Source organism: Enterobacter sp. RIT418, assembly GCF_003057745.1.
Lineage (GTDB): Bacteria > Pseudomonadota > Gammaproteobacteria > Enterobacterales > Enterobacteriaceae > Enterobacter.
In genome coordinates this window covers 1-16,899 of record NZ_QBJD02000032.1, presented here as the reverse complement: position 1 = coordinate 16,899, position 16,899 = coordinate 1, and the positions used below count along the sequence as shown (strand labels likewise).

The window sequence follows — 16,899 nt, the reverse complement described above, 5'->3', positions numbered from 1 at the left end:
ACGGAGAGGGTTAGGGCGAGTGGCTCGACCGGTTCTCTCCTCCCTGTGGGAAGAGGGTTAGGGCGAGTGGCTCGACCGGTTCTCTCCTCCCTGTGGGAAGAGGATTAGGGCGAGGGGCTCGATCGGTTCCGTCCCCCCTTCAGGGAGAGGGTTAGGGCGAGTGGCTCGATCGGTTCCCTCTCCCCTATGGGGAGAGGGTTAGGGTGAGGGGTAAGGTTTTTCCACTCAGTTCTTCACAACCCACGCCTCTTTCCAGTGTGAGCCTACGCCCGGCTCGAACTGGGTCGCATACTGGCTCCACTGCACGCAGTAGCCGCTGTACGGGAAAGGCTTACATTCGTAGGTCTTGCCGTCTTTAGGCTGTAGCACCACGGTGCCCGCTTTGTAGGACGCGATGTTCTGAGGGAAGGTGAAGTCGTGATGGCCGACGTCGCCGGTCGCCGCGTCTTCTTCCAGCATCAGGTTCAGCACGTCCTGAGCGAACATCGTGCCGTCTTTATTGGTTGCGTAGTACTTCAGCATGTGGTGGCCGGCTTCAACGTTCGTCAGGGTCAGGGTCACGTCCCGGTTGGCGTTATTCATGTCCTGCTTCAGGTAGCCTTTCTCTGCGCCGTGGTGGTTCATTACCCGCGCTTCCAGATTCACGTCGCCGTGCGTGCTGACGTGGAAGGTGACGGTTGCATTGCCGTGTTCAATTTTGCTGTACTGCAGGTTTGAAACGGCAATCGTTTCGTTCACTTCGGCCTTTTGCTCCTCATAGGAAACCGCTACCGATTTCAGCGTGCTGCCCTCCTTCACGAACACGCTGTTTGCGCCGTGAATCGGGTTAACGCTGCCGCTTTCGTCCTTCACGCCGACGCGCACGTCGTGCTGCGTGGCGTTAATTTTCTGCGCCAGTTCGTAAGACCATTGATTCGCATCGCCCTGTTCAGCAGAGCCGATAGTCATTTCGGTGCGCATGGAGACGACCTCACCGTGGGCATCGAAGAAGCGCGCAATCACTTTATCGCCAGCATTCAGGTTGTTGCCCGCGATGTTCCCGCTCAGCGTTTTGCTCCATTCGGACGCCGCTGCTGGGGTTTCATCCGGCGTGACGTTGCCGCCGTTGCCGAAATCCACGTCAATGGCCTGATAGAAGCTGTTTGAGGTATCGGCAATTTCCCATACGCCGTAAATCACCTGGTAGCCGGTACGTTCGGGAACATTACACTTCATTGACTGGCGGTTTGCCGGAACCTGGCCGTTGCCGTTAATGGTGCAGAACGGCGTGGACTCAAACTGCGCGCGGGTCAGCGGCTTGTTCGGATCCCAGTTTTGTTTGGTGATGTAATAACGCCAGTTGGTGGTTCTGTGCGGTGCGGTGTGATACCAGACAAACTCATGTTGACCGGCGGTCATCGGGGTTTTGGTCCACGCGTTCAGGCTCTGCTTGTCCAGCTGGGAATACTGAGAAATACCGGCGCTGGCGAGCTGGCCGTCCGGCGGCATCGCGCCGGTAGGGAAGCCGGAGCTTTTTTCCACGCTCTGCGGCTCATACTGTACGGAACCACAGTCGATATTTTGCCCCAGCTTGCACATATAGGCGCGGCTGGCAGGAGATTCAATATATCCGTGAGCAAAAGCGGAGGATGCCGTAATTAACGTAGCAATAGACAGTGCAATTTTAGAAGGTTTCATTATTAGTCCATTAAAGTTTTACATATTTTTAGCGCACCTTCAGTATATTTATGGCGGTGAGAACAGCATGCCATTTGCCGGATAAAAATATCCAAAATAAATTCTGTCATGGACAAAATAAAAGCGGCCTTAGCCGCTTTTATTTTCAGTAACGCAGGATCAATTTTTAACGATCCACGCTTCGCTCCAGTGAGCACCTACGCCAGGTTCAAACTGAGTTGAGGTGGCGCTGTACTGCTTGCAGTAGCCGCTATACGGGAAAGGCTTACATTCGTAGGTCTTGCCGTCTTTTGGCTGCAGTACAACGGTACCCGCTTTATAAGAGGAGATATTATCCGGGAAGATAAAATCAGATTTCCCGGCACTCCCGGCGGCGGCTTCGTCTTCGAGCATCATATCCAGCACATCCTGCGCGAACAGGGTGCCGTTTTTATTGGTGGCGAAGTATTTCAGCATGTGGTGCCCGGCCGTGACGTTAGTCAGGTTTATGGTCACATCCTGATTGCTGTTGTTCATGTCCTGCTTCAGGTAGCCTTTTTCCGCGCCCGGATGGTTCAGCACGTGCGCTTCAACGTTCACATCACCGTGCGTATTGACGTGGAACGTCACCGTCGCGGCTCCGTTAGCGATTTTGCTGTAGTGCAGGTTGGTCACGGCGATGGATTCATTGACCACCGCTTTTTGCTCTTCATAAGAGATCGCTACCGATTTCAGGGTGCTGCCCTCTTTGACGAAAACGCTGTTTGCGCCGTGAACCGGATTAACGTCCCCGCTTTCATCCTTCACGCCGACGCGAACGTCGCTGTGGGCGCTGTTGATTTTCTGCGCCAGATCGTAAGCCCACTGGTTGGCGTCGCCCTGCTCAGCCGAGGCGATGGTCAGCTCGGTCGCCATGGAGGCGATTTCGCCGTTGGCGTCGAAGAAGCGCGCAATGACCTTGTCGCCCGCGTTGAGGTTGTTCCCCACCACCTGGCCGCTCAGCGCGGTGCGCCACACGGAGACGGCCGCTGGCGTTTCGTCCGGCGTGACGTTGCCGCCGTTGCCGAAATCAACGTCGATGGCCTGATAGAAGCTGTTGGCGGTATCGGCAATTTCCCATACGCCGTAAATGACCTGATAGCCGGTACGTTCCGGCACGTTGCAGTTCATCGCCTGCGTCATCTGCGGCGCCTGACCGTTGCCGTTAACGGTACAGAACGGCGTCAGTTCGAACTGATCGCGGGTCAGCGGTTTATTCGGGTTCCAGTTTTGTTTGGTGATGTAATAGCGCCAGTTGGTGGTTTTGTGCGGTGCGGTATGGTGCCAGACAAACTCATGTTGTCCGGCGGTCATCGGCGTTTTGGTCCAGGCGTTCTGGCTTTGCTTATCAAGCTGCGAGTAGTTGGCAATCCCGGCGCTGGCGAGTTCACCATCCGGCGGCAGGCTTCCGGAAGGGAAACCGGAGGCGCGTTCTACGCTCTGGGGTTCATATTCCACCAGGCCGCAGTCAATGTTTTTTCCCTGTTTACACATATAAGCGCGGCTGGCAGGGGATTCAATATAGCCATGCGCAAGCGCGGAAGAGGCTACCGTAAGAGTGGCAATAGCCAACGCAATTCTGGAGATTTTCATTTTTGTCCGAAGCGGGAATTTATAAAGGGGGGCGAGTGTATTTATTCCCGGGCCGCGTCGTCATCATATTACGAAGGTAAAAATAGCCAAATAAAAAAGGCAGCCGAAGCTGCCCTGATTTGCCTGAAATTGATTAGCGGCGCACGGCGATCGCTTCGATTTCAATTTTCACGTCTTTTGGCAAACGCGCCACTTCCACGCAGGAGCGCGCCGGGAAGGTGGCATTGTGCTCGGTGAAGAACGCTTCATAGGTGGCGTTAACGGTCGCGAAATCGTTCAGATCTTTCACGAACACGGTGGTTTTCACGATGTCGCCCACTTTCAGGCCCGCGGATTCCACGATCGCCTGCACGTTTTCCAGCGACTGACGCGCCTGCGCCGCCACGTCGGCCGGCACTTCGCCGGTTTTTGGGTTCACCGGGATCTGGCCTGAGGTGATGATCATGCTGCCCAGATCAACGCCCTGAACGTAGGGGCCGATAGCCGCAGGTGCATTTTCCGTCGCGAGTACTTTGCTCATGTTTTCTCCAGAATTACAGCGTTAAGAATGTTCCCGGCCATTATAACAGCCGGGTTTTCATTACCAACCTCAATTAGTTGGCCAGCACCACATAATGAGAAAACTCTTTTTCGCAGTATTTGCATTTGAGCGCGATGTCATTGGCGCGCTTTTTCACTGCAAAACTGGAGGAAACCGGCTCGGCGTGGCTGATGCAGTTGCTGTTCGGGCAGACCAGCACGCTGTCGATACGATCCGGCAGGCTTGGGCGGGATTTTCCCACCACGTCGTAATCGTCGATGCGGTTAACGGTGGCCTCCGGCGCGTATAGCGACAGCTGGTTCACCTGCTCGTCGGTCAGAAACGTATTCTCGATTTTGATCAGGTCCTTGCGGCCCATTTCGCCCGACGGCAGGTTCAGGCCGATGGTGATGCGCTGGTCGGTTTCGGTCAGCTTGAACAGCGTCAGCAGCTTAAAGCCCACCTGCGCGGGAATGTGGTCAATCACGGTGCCACGCTTGATGGCTTCAACCTGGAGTTTGTTATCGTGTGTCATTGTCGTTTCCCCTTACAGAGCCAAATCGCGATTCAGAACCAGTGCCAGTAACGCCTGGCGAGCGAAGATGCCGTTCCCGGCCTGCTGGAAGTACCAGGCGTGCGGCGTTTTATCCACGTCCGTGGCGATCTCATCGATGCGCGGCAGCGGGTGCAGCACTTTCATGTTGCTGCGCGCGCCCTCAAGGTCGCTGGCGCGCAGGACGAACTGCGCCTTCACGTTGGCGTATTCGGACGGGTCGAGGCGCTCTTTCTGCACGCGGGTCATGTACAGAATATCCACGTTGCCGACCACCTCTTCGATGCTGGCGTGCAGGCTCCACGGAATGCCTTTCTCATCCAGCATGTCGAGGATGTACTGCGGCATCGCCAGCGCGTCCGGGGCGATGAAGAAGAAGCGGTTGCCGTTAAACTTCGCCAGCGCCTGGGTCAGCGAGTGGACGGTGCGGCCGTACTTCAGGTCGCCGACCATGGCGATGTTCAGGTTTTCCAGCGTGCCCTGGGTTTCCTGAATGGTGAAGAGGTCCAGCAGGGTCTGGGTCGGGTGCTGGTTCGCGCCATCGCCTGCGTTCAGCACCGGAATGCCGCCGGAAAACTCGGTCGCCAGGCGCGCGGCGCCCTCCTGCGGGTGGCGCATGACGATCGCGTCAACGTAGGTGCTAATCACCGAAATGGTATCCGCCAGCGTTTCGCCTTTTTTACCCAGCGAGGTGTTGCTGCTGTCCGAGAAGCCCACCACGCTGGCGCCCAGGCGGTGCATGGAGGTTTCAAAGGAGAGGCGGGTGCGGGTCGAGGCTTCGAAGAAGCAGCTCGCAATCACCTTGTGCTTCAGCAGCTCCGGTTGCGGATTCGCTTTCAGTTTTGCCGCGGTTTCCAGAACCAGTTCCAGCTCTTCGCGGCTGAGGTCGTTTATGGAAATGATGTGTTTTTGATAAAGCGGATTCATGTTTATCTCCTGACGCCGGGCAAAAAAAAGCCCCTCAAATGAGGGGCTCTGGGAATAGGGTTGGCAACGGGAAGAAAAACGGCAGGCCAGCGTCTGTTTTCAGACGCGGTAAGACGTTATGTCGTACACGCTTGACCATGCTTCCTCCCGGCAAATTGTCGGGCATTATACGCACCCCGATGTTCGGATCAAGCGTTTTAATGCACGCTTTACTCAATGCAAACGGTTCTTTGTGAATACTAATGCGTTCTGAGTAAATAATTAATTTGCTTATGCACCAGCGCGGTACGCTTCACCACGCGCGGAGCCACCCAGACGATACTGCTTCCGGCCACCACGCCTAAAATTTCCGGTAACTGGTGATAATCCAGAATTCGCGCCACCGCGCGGCCATATCCGGCCACGGTATGGATAAGGATAAATTCGCTATTGTGCTCCACGCTCACCACCATTTCCGAAACGGTGCGCGCGGCGTCCGGGGTTGGGCGCAGTAGAGGATTCAACGAATAAATCTTTAGCCCTTTAGCATTTCGAATTTTTATGACTCCGAGCAACTTGAGCAGGCGTGAAACGGTGGACTGGCTGATGGTTTCGAAGCCATGTTCCTGCAGGTCGCGGCGGATCTCCTCCTGGGAGAGATAGCTCTTTTCTGCGATCAGACGCTGGCACACCGTCAGCTGTAGTTGCTCTTTGGGAGAGTGCTCCTCGTAATCCATCATATTTCCCATATCAGTTCCCGAAATAACCGGTGACACCGCACCGATCCGTAGGCCGGATAAGCGCAGCGCCATCCGGCAATTACAACAACGCCCCGAGGCTCAACGCCGCCATAATCACCACCGTTAATATCCCCAGCAGCGGCGCCACCCATTTCAGATAGCGCACGTAGGGCACGCGGGCAATGGCCAGCCCGCCCATGACGACGGCAGAGGTGGGGGTAACCAGGTTAACGATGCCGGAGGCGGACTGGTAGGCCGTGACCACCAGGTCGCGATTGACGTTAGCGAAATCGGCAAGCGGCGCCATGATCGGCATCGTCAGAACGGCCAGGCCGGACGAAGAAGGCACCAGAAACGACAGCACCACCTCCAGCCAGTACATGACGTTGATAAACGCGACCGTGGATAACCCGCTGACCAGCCCTTCGGCGCTGTGCAAAATGGTGTGGGTAATCATGCCCTTATCCATGATCACTACGATACCGCGTGCGATGCCGATAATCAGCGCGACGCCCAGCAAATCTCGCGCGCCGTTAATAAACGTTGAGGTCAGCTCCTCTTCGCTCATGCGGGCAATCAGGCCGACGATAATGGCGCTGGCGAGAAACACCGCCGAGATCTCCGCCATCCACCACCCGAGCACCGCCACGCCGTAGATCATCACCGCGAAGGCGAGGGCGAAGATCACCAGGATGATTTTGCGCACCGGGGTAAATTCCAGCGACTGTTCGCCCTTGTTGCCGAGGAAGTGCGCGCGATTCTCCTCCTGCTTATCGGCAACGATGGAGAGCGACGGATCGTTGCGGACCCTGCGGGCGTAGCGCATCACCCACGCCACGCAGATGATCCAGCCAATCACCAGCAGCGCCACGCGAAGCGCAATGCCATTGGTAAACGGAATGCCCGCGGCGTTGGCGGCGATCACCGTCGCAAACGGGTTGATGGTGGAACCCAGCGTGCCGATCCCCGCGCCGAGCAGTACGGTAGAGGCGGCTACTACCGGGTCGAATCGCGCGGCGAGCATGACCGGAACGAGGAGGGTGTAAAACGGCAGCGACTCTTCGGCCATGCCGTAAATCGTCCCGCCCGCGGCAAACAGCGCCATCAGGATCGGGATCATCCACTCCTCGCGGCCCCGAAGTTTGGTCGTGACGCGCTCGATCCCGGCGTCGATGGCGCCGGTTTTGGTGACGATCCCGAGAAAGCCGCCGATGATCAGGATAAACAGCGCGACGTCGATCGCCCCCGCCTGGCCGGATTCCGGATCGTACAGCCCGGCGATCGGGGCCATCAGCACCGAGACGATCCCCTGCGGATGGGCGGCAACGTGCGCGTAGGTGCCGGCAACCGGCACCTCCTTGCCGAGTGCGGCGTTCATCGCCATGTGGTACTGCCCGGCGGGGACAATCCACGTCAGCACGGCCACGACGGCAATCAGAAAGAAGAGAATGGTGTAAGCGGAGGGAAACTTGAACTTGCCCATGATGTTCTCCTTAAACCCGGCGCACCCCGCGGCGCGCCGGGCGGTGATTAGTCGCCGAGTGTCGCCACCATGACCGCTTTGATGGTGTGCATGCGGTTTTCCGCTTCGTCAAAGACGATAGAGTTCGAGGATTCGAAGACCTCTTCCGTCACCTCCAGCCCCTTCAGGCCGTAGGCCATCTCGATTTCGCGGCCCACTTTGGTGTGTTCGTTGTGGAACGCGGGCAGGCAGTGCATGAACTTGACGTTCGGGTTGCCGGTCGCCTTCATCACGTCCGCGTTGATCTGGTACGGCTTCATCAGGCTGACGCGCTCGGCCCAGGCTTCCTTCGGCTCGCCCATCGAGACCCAGACGTCGGTGTAGAGGAAGTCCGCGCCGCGCACGCCCTCGCTGACGTCGTCCGTCAGGGTAATGCGGGCGCCGGTCTCTTTCGCAATGGCGCGGCACTGCTCAACCAGCCCGGCTTCCGGCCAGAAGGATTTCGGTGCGACCAGGCGAATGTCCATGCCCATCTTGGCCGCGCCGACCATCAGGGAGTTGCCCATGTTGTTGCGCGCGTCGCCCAGGTAGGCAAAGCTCAGCTCCGGCAGAGTTTTGCCCGGCGCGTGCTCCAGCATGGTCATCAGGTCTGCGAGGATCTGCGTCGGGTGGAACTCATCGGTCAGGCCGTTCCACACCGGCACGCCCGCGTACTCGCCCAGCTCCTCAACGATCGCCTGGCCGTAGCCGCGGTATTCGATGCCGTCGTACATGCGTCCCAGCACGCGGGCAGTGTCTTTCATCGACTCCTTATGGCCAATCTGCGATCCGCTCGGGCCGAGATAGGTGACCTGCGCGCCCTGGTCAAATGCGCCCACTTCAAACGCGCAGCGGGTGCGGGTGGAGGTTTTTTCAAAAATCAGGGCGATATTTTTACCGACTAACGTCTGCTTTTCGCGTCCGGCTTTTTTGGCGGCCTTTAGTTCGATGGCGAGGTCGATCAGGTACTGGATCTCTGCTGGGGTATAGTCCAGCAGCTTGAGGAAGTTACGGTTTTTCAGGTTAATGGTCATGGGGAAATCCTTTTTAAATTAATGTCTAAGACCTGACCCCTCACCCTAACCCTCTCCCCAAAGGGGCGAGGGGATGGTTTGCTCCCTCTCCCCTTTGGGGAGAGGGCAGGGGTGAGGGGGAAGTTATTCAGTTACGAATCAACGTGCCTTTCTCGCCCGCCAAAATCTCCGCGCCGTCGGCCAGCGCGCCGATCCCGGCAATGCCGTTGCAGGCTTCAACGAACTCGCGGCAGGCGGCCACCTTCGGCCCCATCGATCCGGCGTCGAACTGCATGCCTTTGAGCAGCTCCGGCGTGACCTGCGCCAGCGGGCGCTGGGTCGGCTTGCCCCAGTCGAGGTACACCGCGTCGGCATCGGTAAGGATCAGCAGGGCGTCGGCCTCTATCTGGCGGGCCAGCAGCGCGGCGGAGAGATCTTTGTCGATCACCGCCTCAACGCCGCGATAGCCGTTGGCGTTTTCCACCACCGGCACGCCGCCGCCGCCGTTGCAGATCACCAGGTGGTCGCGCTGGATCAGCGCCGTGATGGCATCCCTTTCGACGATCCGCTTCGGCTGCGGAGAGGGCACTACGCGGCGGAAGGCGCTGCCGTCGGCCTTGAAGATCCAGCCTTTCTCCGCGGCCAGCGCCTTCGCCTGCGCGTCGGTGTAGATCGGGCCGATGTACTTGGTCGGGCTGGCGAAGGCCGGATCGGCCGGGTCCACCTCCACCTGCGTGAGCAGGACGCTCACCTCGCGCTGCGGCAGGGCATTTTTAAGCGCCTGCTGGAGCATGTAGCCGATCATTCCCTGGCTTTCGGCGCCGAGAACGTCGAGCGGGTAGGGGGCAACCTTGTCGTAAGCGCTGTTTTGCAGCGCCAGCAGCCCGACCTGCGGCCCGTTGCCGTGAACCAGCACCACGCGCCACTGCGCTGTTAATCCTGCGATGGTGCGGGCCGCCAGCTCGATGTTTTGGCGCTGGACGTCCGCTTCCAGCGGCTCGCCGCGCTTCAGCAATGCGTTACCGCCGAGCGCGACGACCAGAGTGGGTTTTCTTTCCATGATGGCTCCTTTAAATTCCGTCGCGTTCGAGCGGGCAGCTCATGCAGCGCGCGCCGCCGCGCCCGCGCCCCAGCTCGTCGCCCGGGATGGGCAGCACGGTGATGCCCGCCTTGTCGTATTTCTCGTTGGTCCAGACGTTGCGCTCGTAGCCAATCACCACGCCGGGGCGGATGGTCAGCACGTTGTTGGCGTCGTTCCACTGCTCGCGTTCGGCTTCGAAGGCATCCCCGCCGGTGGTGATCAGGCGGACGTGGTTAATGCCGAGGGCTTTCTCGATGGCGTGCAGCAGGTCGCTTTCCTGCGTGCGCACCAGGCCGCCGCGCCCGTCCGGCGTGAGCGTCCAGCACTGGGCGTCTTTGCGCACCACTTCCGGGTAGACGGAGAAGGTGTCCACGTCGATGTGGGTCATCACGGTGTCGAGGTGCATGCAGGAGCGGTGCTTCGGTAGCTCTACGGCGATGACGCGCTCGGCCTGGCGGTGTTTGAACAGGCTGTTGGCGAGGAACTCGACGCCCTGCGGGGTGGTGCGCTCGGACATGCCGATTAAGACTGCGCCGCGGCCAATGACCAATACGTCGCCGCCCTCCAGCGTGGCGTGGTCGTAATTAATATTTTCGTCGCCGAAATACTTAATAAAATCGCCGTCGGCAAACGCCGGGTGCCAGCGGTATATTGCGCGCAGGTTATTGGTTTCACGCTGACGCGCCGCTTTGGCCATCGGGTTAATTGAGACGCCGTTATAAATCCAGCATGAGGTGTCGCGTGTAAATAAATGGTTCGGCAGCGGCTTCATAATAAAATCATTTGCCGTGTGGGTATCCACCACCATATTTTTAATCGACGCCGGAATTTCGCCGTAGGTTAATCCGCCGCTTAACCGGCGCGCCAGCTCGCGGTGCGGCATATCCGCCAGCCAGCCGCGCACGTCCCCTGCGAAGGTGGGCCCGAGGCGATAGTCGGAGATTTGCGTTTCAAGCAGCCAGGATTTTGCCTCAGCAATATCAAGCGTTTGGGTGAGAAGGTCGGTTAACAGCAGGACTTCCACACCCTGCTCGCGCAGCGTGTTTGCGAAGATGTCATGCTCTTCACCCGCGCGTTCAACCGAGAGCACGTCATCAAATAACAGCTCCTGACAGTTAGACGGCGTTAAGCGCTTCAGGCTTAAATTCGGGCGGTGCAGCATAACGCTACGCAATTGACCAATTTCAGAACCGACGTAATGCTTTTCCATAATTATTCCTTTAACTTTTTTTCAGAATAAAAAGGGCATGCGCCATGTCATTTATTTATTTCATGGCGGCTAAGCTCAATTGATTTCGAGATTTATAGTAGGCGCTTAAATAATGAATTGTGTGATGAGGCTCACGCCAGTTCGGTTATTGAACGGTTTGTTTTCATTTGCATGATGCGTATCAGATAATGATTGATTGCGTATTATTTGCGGGTGAATACCTAAGCATGTTTGGTCGGCATTATTTGATGTTGTTATTATTTTGTAGATATTAATATTCTGAAATATATTCCTATCCTATTGATTTATAGGTCTTTGATAAGCTTCCTGGAATGGCTATGCAAAATAGGTAATTAACTATTTTCGACTTAAGGAAAATCATAAAATAATTATGGTTTTTAATAGCAAATAATTAGAGTGCCAAACTGTGATATGGCAGTGAGTTTTGTTATTAACAGTGAAAGATCAGGATCTTAGGTGTAGTCACCGATAAGCCTGCAAACGACGTTATGCATAGCGTGTGCATAATTGCCTGACGGCGATTAACAGGCAGTTAACACATTTCCCGATAAACATGCGCCCGCGCAAATCTCGCTGAAAAAGTGGTGGTAGGGCAGCTTCGATTCTCGTATAAAAGATAAAAATGAAACGTTGTTTTACATTGAGGGTTTGGACATGATTATTGGCAACATCCACCATCTGCAGCCCTGGCTGCCGGAAGCGCTGCGCCAGGCAATCGAGCACGTCAAGGCACACGTCACCGAGGCAACCCCGCTCGGCAAGCACGACATCAACGGCAACAGCCTGTTCTACCTGGTTTCTGAGGACATGACCCAGCCGTTCGCCGAACGCCGCGCCGAGTATCACGCGCGCTACCTGGATATTCAGATCGTCATGAAGGGCCAGGAAGGGATGACCTTCAGCACCCTGCCGCACGGCACGCCGGACACCGACTGGCTGGCGGACAAAGACATTGCGTTCCTGCCGGAGGGCGAGCAGGAGAAAACCGTAGTGCTCAGCGAAGGGGATTTTGTGGTGTTCTGGCCGGGAGAAGTGCACAAGCCGCTGTGCGCGGTGGGTGCGCCTGCGAAGGTGCGGAAGGTGGTGGTGAAGATGCTGGTGGAGTGACCTTTCCCCCTCACCCTAACCCTCTCCCCACAGGGGAGAGGGGACTGCACCGAGCCGTCTTTACCCCCTCGCCCCTTTGGGGAGAGGGCCGGGGTGAGGGGATTATCACTCCCCAAGCGTCGCCACCATCACCGCCTTAATGGTGTGCATCCGGTTTTCCGCCTGGTCAAACACGATGCTGGCCGGTGACTCAAACACCTCGTCCGTCACTTCCATGCCGCCGTGGAGATCGAACTCCTTTGCCATCTGCTTGCCGAGCGTGGTCTGGTCGTCGTGGAACGCGGGCAGACAGTGCAGGAACTTGACGTTCGGGTTGCCGGTCAGCGCCATCATCTGCGCGTTTACCTGGTAGCCGCGCAGCAGCGCAATCCGCTCCGCCCACTTCTCTTTCGGTTCGCCCATCGACACCCAGACGTCGGTATAGATAAAGTCCGCGCCCTTCACGCCCGCCGCGACGTCTTCCGTCAGGGTAATTTTCCCGCCGTTTTTCTCGGCCAGCGCGCTGCACTCCGCCACCAGGCTCGCGTCCGGCCAGCAGGCCTTCGGCGCCACCAGGCGCAGATCCAGCCCCGTCAGCGCCGCGGCTTCCAGCATCGAGTTGCCCATGTTGTTGCGCGCGTCGCCCGCGTAGACCAGCGTCATCTCGTTGAATGCCTTGCCCGGCAGGTGCTCCTGCATGGTCAGCAGGTCCGCCAGCAGCTGCGTCGGGTGGAACTCGTTGGTCAGCCCGTTCCACACCGGCACGCCCGCGTACTGCGCCAGCGTCTCGACCACGTCCTGACCGTGGCCGCGGTACTGAATGCCGTCGTACATCCGCCCCAGCACGCGCGCGGTATCCTTAATTGACTCTTTATGCCCAATCTGGCTGCCGCTCGGCCCTAAATACGTGACGCGCGCGCCCTGGTCAAATGCGGCAACTTCGAAAGAGCATCGTGTGCGGGTTGAGTCTTTTTCGAAGATGAGCGCGATGTTTTTACCGGTAAGTTTCTGTACTTCCTGGCCCTTTTTCTTGTCGGCCTTCAGCTTTGCGGCAAGGGTCAGCAGAGAGGTGAACTGTTCAGGAGTGAAGTCGAGCAATTTCAGAAAGTGTTTCTTATACAGATCGGCCATTTTGTCCTCGCATGGCAAACGCCACTTATTGAATTAAAATTCACTTTATATGTGTAATTATTCATTTGCAACCCTGTTTCACAAATCTTTCTTACAAAGGTGGAGGCAAACACGTCCGTGTGTGAAAATAGAAGTATCTGCCGCACTTTAAAGAGGATTGAGCCATGGCAAACCCGGAACATCTGGAAGAGCAGCGCGAAGAGACGCGCCTGATTATTGAAGAACTGCTGGAAGACGGAAGCGATCCGGACGCGCTGTACACCATCGAGCACCATTTCTCTGCGGACGATTTCGACGCGCTGGAAAAGCTGGCGGTGGAAGCCTTCAAGCTGGGCTACGAAGTGACCGAGCCGGAAGAGCTGGAAGTGGAAGAGGGCGATACCGTCATCTGCTGCGATATCCTGAGCGAGGGCGCGCTGAAGGCGGAGCTGATCGACGCGCAGGTTGAACAGCTGATGAACCTGGCCGAGAAGTTTGAGGTGGAGTACGACGGCTGGGGAACCTACTTCGAAGATCCGAACGGCGAAGAGGGTGAAGAAGGCGACGACGAAGACTACGTCGACGAAGACGACGACGGCGTGCGTCACTAAGCGTTTCAGGCGGTGGCGCGCGCCACCGCTATTTCAAGGCAGAACCATGGATTACCCGCAGATACTCGCCCCCGTACTCAACTTCCTCCAGTGCCCGACCCCGCAAGCATGGATTGATAAAGCCCGCGACCCGGCAAACCTGCCGCTGCTGCTCACCGACCACATGGTGTGCGAGCTCAAGGCCGCCCAGACCGCACTGCTGCTGGTGCGTAAATACGTCGCCGACGAGAGCGGTGCCGACGCGCTGCTCGAGTGGCTCAAACCCTACGAACTGTTCACCTTCCGCGACGGACCGGAGCCGGACTTCATTGCGCTTCATAAGCAGATTACTAAAAGCGTGATGCCCAAAACCGACGACCCGTGGGGCCAGGCGCTTATCGACAGCATGGTGCTGCTGATCAAAGAGGAGCTGCACCACTTCTGGCAGGTGCGCGAGACGATGCTGGCGCGCGACATTCCGTACGTCAAAATCACCGCCAGCCGTTACGCCAAAGGGATGCTGAAGGAAGTGCGTACCCACGAACCGCTGACGCTAATCGACAAGCTCATCTGCGGCGCCTACATCGAGGCCCGCTCCTGCGAGCGCTTCGCCGCGCTGGCTCCGTTCCTCGACGACGATTTGCAGACGTTCTATCTTTCGCTCCTGCGCTCGGAAGCGCGGCACTATCAGGACTATCTGACGCTTGCTCAAAATGTGAGTGACAAGGATATCTCACACCGGGTGCAGCATTTTGGCGAAATTGAAGCCACACTTATCTCAACACCGGACAACGAGTTTCGCTTCCACAGCGGCGTGCCGGTGTAAACCGGCAGAGCTAAAGGATAAGGATGCGAGATGAATAAAACGTGGATTCGTATTGTTCTGGTCACCGTGATTGCCGCCGCCGTGGCCTTCTGGGTCTATTTCGACAAGCAGCGTCAGCAGCAAACCCCCGAGCAGCAGCTTGATACCACCCTCAACGCGATGCCCGCCTGGCAGGTGATCAAAGAGCAGGAGCCCGCGTTCCAGCAGCGCATCCGCGAGCAGATCCTCACCATGCAGAAGATGGGAGAGTCTGAGCAGCACATCATCGACGTGATCCAGCCGCAGATTTTGACGCTGCAGATGTCGCGCCTGCAGCACGCCCCGGACGCCAACGTGGTGGATTACATGAAGGCCAACATGGAGCAGACCGCCGCCATTCAGAAGGTGAGCGACGACGCCTGCTTCCGCTTCCTCTACCCGGCGGTGAAGGGCGGCGTGAACCCGATGCGCGTGCTGGATAAAGCGATGATGGCCCGCCGGATGCAGGCCGACGCGGACATGATGCGCGCGGCCTACGGAAAGAACCGCCACACGGTGACGCCGGCAGAGCGTGAAGCCGCCGTGGCGGACGTGCGGCCGATTATGAAAGGGCTGGCGGATAAGTACGGCGAGGACATCCAGCTGCTTCAGATGCCGGAGAACGCGGTGGGCAAGGAGAAGCTTTCCTGCGATATGGTGCAGGAGATGTGGGCGAAGGTGCTGAAGCTGCCGGAGCATAACGCCGCAGGCGTGATTCGGCTGGCGGTGTCCGAGCTGGACTGACGGCTGCGCTGGTTTTTTGGGCACTTAGCGTAGGTTTAGCGCGTCGTCGCTTGCATGGCGGCGCGCGACAGGTATAATCCACAACGTTTCCGCATCCCCTTCAGTGCCGAAGTGGCGAAATCGGTAGACGCAGTTGATTCAAAATCAACCGTAGAAATACGTGCCGGTTCGAGTCCGGCCTTCGGCACCAAAAGCGAAAAATCAGACGTCAATAGGCGTCTTTTTTTATGCCTGAAATCCGCTCCCCATAAGGCTTTCCGCGATTTTCCTTTCAACAGAAGTCAATCTGAGTCAACCCACATCAAGTCGCTTGTGAGTATAGAACCGAGTATATATGCTGGTTCGATAATGGTTGTATACTCACGGCGGCACATGAAAGGAGAACTTTTATGGCTCTGACAGATATCAAAGTGCGTTCTGCAAAACCGCAGGAAAAGGAGTACACCCTAGTCGATGGGGATGGCATGTTTTTGCTGATTCACCCTAACGGCTCAAAATACTGGCGGTTCCGCTTTCGCTTTGGTGGTAAGCAGCACCTGATGGCGTTTGGTGTTTATCCTGAAACATCACTAGCTGATGCGAGGAAGAAGAGGGAAGAGGCCAGAAAGCTTGTTGCTGCTGGTATCGATCCTCGCGAGCATAAGCGTGCTGTAAAGGAGGAGCAGGCGAAAGAGGCCATTACCTTTGAGTCAGTTGCCAGTGAGTGGCATGCCGCTAATAAAAAATGGTCAGAAGAACATAGCCGACGGGTGCTGAAAAGCCTGGAAGATAATTTGTTCCCAGCGATTGGGAAGCGAAGTATTGATAGTTTTAGTACGCGCGATCTCCTTGTTCCTGTCAAAGTAGTTGAGGCTACAGGGCGTCTTGAAGTGGCTTCGCGTCTTCAGCAGCGTATCAATGCGATTATGCGTTATGCAGTGCAAAGCGGTTTGATCGATTACAATCCTGCTCAGGAGATGGCTGGGGCAGTTGCTTCAAGTAATCGTGTCCATCGACCAGCACTTGAACTGAAACGTTTACCTGAACTACTCCACCGAATTGATAGCTACACCGGACGGCCTTTAACCCGTCTGGCTGTTGAGCTAACGTTATTAATCTTTATTCGTTCTAGTGAGTTGCGCTTTGCCCGTTGGTCCGAGATTGATTTTGAAAGGGCAATGTGGACAATCCCGGCGGAACGAGAAGCTATAGAAGGTGTTAAGCATTCGCAGCGTGGTTCTAAAATGCGTACACCTCACTTAGTGCCTCTGTCTCGTCAGGCATTGGCAATCCTTAAACAGGTTCACAAGCTTAGTGGCGAGCGCGATTTTGTTTTCATTGGCGATCATAATCCGCATAAACCGATGAGTGAAAACACTGTGAACAAGGCGCTGCGTGTTATGGGTTATGACATAAAGGTCGATGTTTGTGGTCATGGTTTCAGGACTATGGCATGTAGCTCGTTGATTGAATCGGGGTTGTGGTCGAGGGATGCTGTCGAAAGGCAGATGAGCCATATGGAGCGCAACTCTGTAAGAGCGGCTTATATCCATAAGGCTGAGCATTTGGACGAGCGTAGGCTGATGTTGCAGTGGTGGGCTGATTATCTGGAAATAAATCGTGGTAAGGCTATTAGCCCGTTTGATTTTGGAAGAAATCTTGAGGTATCGTCAACAATAACGAAATGACTTGATTGTTATATATAGATGCTAT

At 56.6% G+C, this 16,899-nt stretch carries 18 protein-coding genes and 1 tRNA gene; 6 read left to right on the top strand and 13 right to left on the bottom strand.

Translation table 11 applies throughout. The features are described from left to right. Window positions 1-225 precede the first annotated feature (225 nt). The 11 genes from gbpA (DBY73_RS21910) to arcA form a co-directional block, all read right to left on the bottom strand. Window positions 226-1,677, bottom strand: a complete 1,452-nt coding sequence (gene gbpA / locus DBY73_RS21910) for an N-acetylglucosamine-binding protein GbpA (protein WP_112013269.1) — start codon at window positions 1,675-1,677, stop codon at window positions 226-228. A gap of 159 nt (window positions 1,678-1,836) precedes the next feature. Next, a complete protein-coding gene (gbpA, locus tag DBY73_RS21905; RefSeq protein ID WP_112013268.1) occupies window positions 1,837-3,288 on the bottom strand; it encodes an N-acetylglucosamine-binding protein GbpA in 1,452 nt (483 codons plus the stop codon). A 133-nt stretch (window positions 3,289-3,421) separates the two neighbouring features. Next, window positions 3,422-3,808 carry a 2-iminobutanoate/2-iminopropanoate deaminase gene (ridA, locus tag DBY73_RS21900; protein ID WP_003863373.1) on the bottom strand — a complete coding sequence of 129 codons (387 nt, stop codon included), beginning with the start codon at window positions 3,806-3,808 and terminating at the stop codon, window positions 3,422-3,424. 73 nt (window positions 3,809-3,881) lie between these two features. Further along, window positions 3,882-4,343: an aspartate carbamoyltransferase regulatory subunit gene (pyrI, locus tag DBY73_RS21895; protein ID WP_112013267.1), complete on the bottom strand. Its 462-nt coding sequence runs from the start codon at window positions 4,341-4,343 to the stop codon at window positions 3,882-3,884. A gap of 12 nt (window positions 4,344-4,355) precedes the next feature. Continuing rightward, the gene (pyrB, locus tag DBY73_RS21890; RefSeq protein ID WP_112013266.1) at window positions 4,356-5,288 is read right to left on the bottom strand and encodes an aspartate carbamoyltransferase; all 933 of its coding nucleotides are present in this window, start codon (window positions 5,286-5,288) and stop codon (window positions 4,356-4,358) included. A gap of 34 nt (window positions 5,289-5,322) precedes the next feature. Beyond that, a complete protein-coding gene (locus DBY73_RS21885; RefSeq protein WP_181573274.1) occupies window positions 5,323-5,427 on the bottom strand; it encodes a pyrBI operon leader peptide in 105 nt (34 codons plus the stop codon). Between the two features lie 100 nt (window positions 5,428-5,527). Beyond that, the gene (locus DBY73_RS21880; protein WP_112013270.1) at window positions 5,528-6,007 is read right to left on the bottom strand and encodes an ArgR family transcriptional regulator; all 480 of its coding nucleotides are present in this window, start codon (window positions 6,005-6,007) and stop codon (window positions 5,528-5,530) included. Window positions 6,008-6,086: 79 nt separating this feature from the next. After that, window positions 6,087-7,490 carry a YfcC family protein gene (locus tag DBY73_RS21875; RefSeq protein WP_112013264.1) on the bottom strand — a complete coding sequence of 468 codons (1,404 nt, stop codon included), beginning with the start codon at window positions 7,488-7,490 and terminating at the stop codon, window positions 6,087-6,089. A gap of 47 nt (window positions 7,491-7,537) precedes the next feature. Beyond that, entirely contained in the window at window positions 7,538-8,542 is a 1,005-nt protein-coding gene (gene argF / locus DBY73_RS21870; protein WP_112013263.1) for an ornithine carbamoyltransferase, read from the bottom strand. Between the two features lie 127 nt (window positions 8,543-8,669). Continuing rightward, window positions 8,670-9,581, bottom strand: a complete 912-nt coding sequence (gene arcC, locus DBY73_RS21865) for a carbamate kinase (RefSeq protein ID WP_112013262.1) — start codon at window positions 9,579-9,581, stop codon at window positions 8,670-8,672. 10 nt (window positions 9,582-9,591) lie between these two features. Continuing rightward, window positions 9,592-10,812: an arginine deiminase gene (arcA, locus tag DBY73_RS21860; RefSeq protein WP_112013261.1), complete on the bottom strand. Its 1,221-nt coding sequence runs from the start codon at window positions 10,810-10,812 to the stop codon at window positions 9,592-9,594. A gap of 675 nt (window positions 10,813-11,487) precedes the next feature. Here arcA and DBY73_RS21855 point away from each other — a divergent pair. Beyond that, window positions 11,488-11,940: a YhcH/YjgK/YiaL family protein gene (locus DBY73_RS21855; RefSeq protein WP_112013260.1), complete on the top strand. Its 453-nt coding sequence runs from the start codon at window positions 11,488-11,490 to the stop codon at window positions 11,938-11,940. 105 nt (window positions 11,941-12,045) lie between these two features. Here the strand turns inward: DBY73_RS21855 and argF (DBY73_RS21850) are convergent, their stop codons facing one another. Both argF (DBY73_RS21850) and DBY73_RS22245 read right to left on the bottom strand, forming a co-directional pair. After that, window positions 12,046-13,050 carry an ornithine carbamoyltransferase gene (gene argF, locus DBY73_RS21850; protein ID WP_112013259.1) on the bottom strand — a complete coding sequence of 335 codons (1,005 nt, stop codon included), beginning with the start codon at window positions 13,048-13,050 and terminating at the stop codon, window positions 12,046-12,048. Beyond that, window positions 13,020-13,115 carry a hypothetical protein gene (locus DBY73_RS22245; RefSeq protein ID WP_220092937.1) on the bottom strand — a complete coding sequence of 32 codons (96 nt, stop codon included), beginning with the start codon at window positions 13,113-13,115 and terminating at the stop codon, window positions 13,020-13,022. The genes argF (DBY73_RS21850) and DBY73_RS22245 overlap by 31 nt, the downstream gene beginning before the upstream one ends. A 99-nt stretch (window positions 13,116-13,214) precedes the next feature. Here DBY73_RS22245 and rraB point away from each other — a divergent pair, with 99 nt between their 5' ends. From rraB to DBY73_RS21825, 5 genes are all read left to right on the top strand, one after another. After that, a complete protein-coding gene (gene rraB / locus DBY73_RS21845) occupies window positions 13,215-13,640 on the top strand; it encodes a ribonuclease E inhibitor RraB (protein ID WP_112013258.1) in 426 nt (141 codons plus the stop codon). A gap of 46 nt (window positions 13,641-13,686) precedes the next feature. Beyond that, window positions 13,687-14,445: a tRNA isopentenyl-2-thiomethyl-A-37 hydroxylase MiaE gene (miaE, locus tag DBY73_RS21840; RefSeq protein WP_112013257.1), complete on the top strand. Its 759-nt coding sequence runs from the start codon at window positions 13,687-13,689 to the stop codon at window positions 14,443-14,445. 30 nt (window positions 14,446-14,475) lie between these two features. After that, window positions 14,476-15,207, top strand: a complete 732-nt coding sequence (locus DBY73_RS21835) for a topoisomerase II (RefSeq protein WP_112013256.1) — start codon at window positions 14,476-14,478, stop codon at window positions 15,205-15,207. 105 nt (window positions 15,208-15,312) lie between these two features. Beyond that, window positions 15,313-15,397 (top strand) — tRNA-Leu (locus DBY73_RS21830). A gap of 199 nt (window positions 15,398-15,596) precedes the next feature. Further along, on the top strand, window positions 15,597-16,874 hold the full coding sequence (locus DBY73_RS21825; protein ID WP_112013255.1) for an integrase arm-type DNA-binding domain-containing protein: 1,278 nt from the start codon (window positions 15,597-15,599) through the stop codon (window positions 16,872-16,874). Window positions 16,875-16,899: the final 25 nt, after the last annotated feature.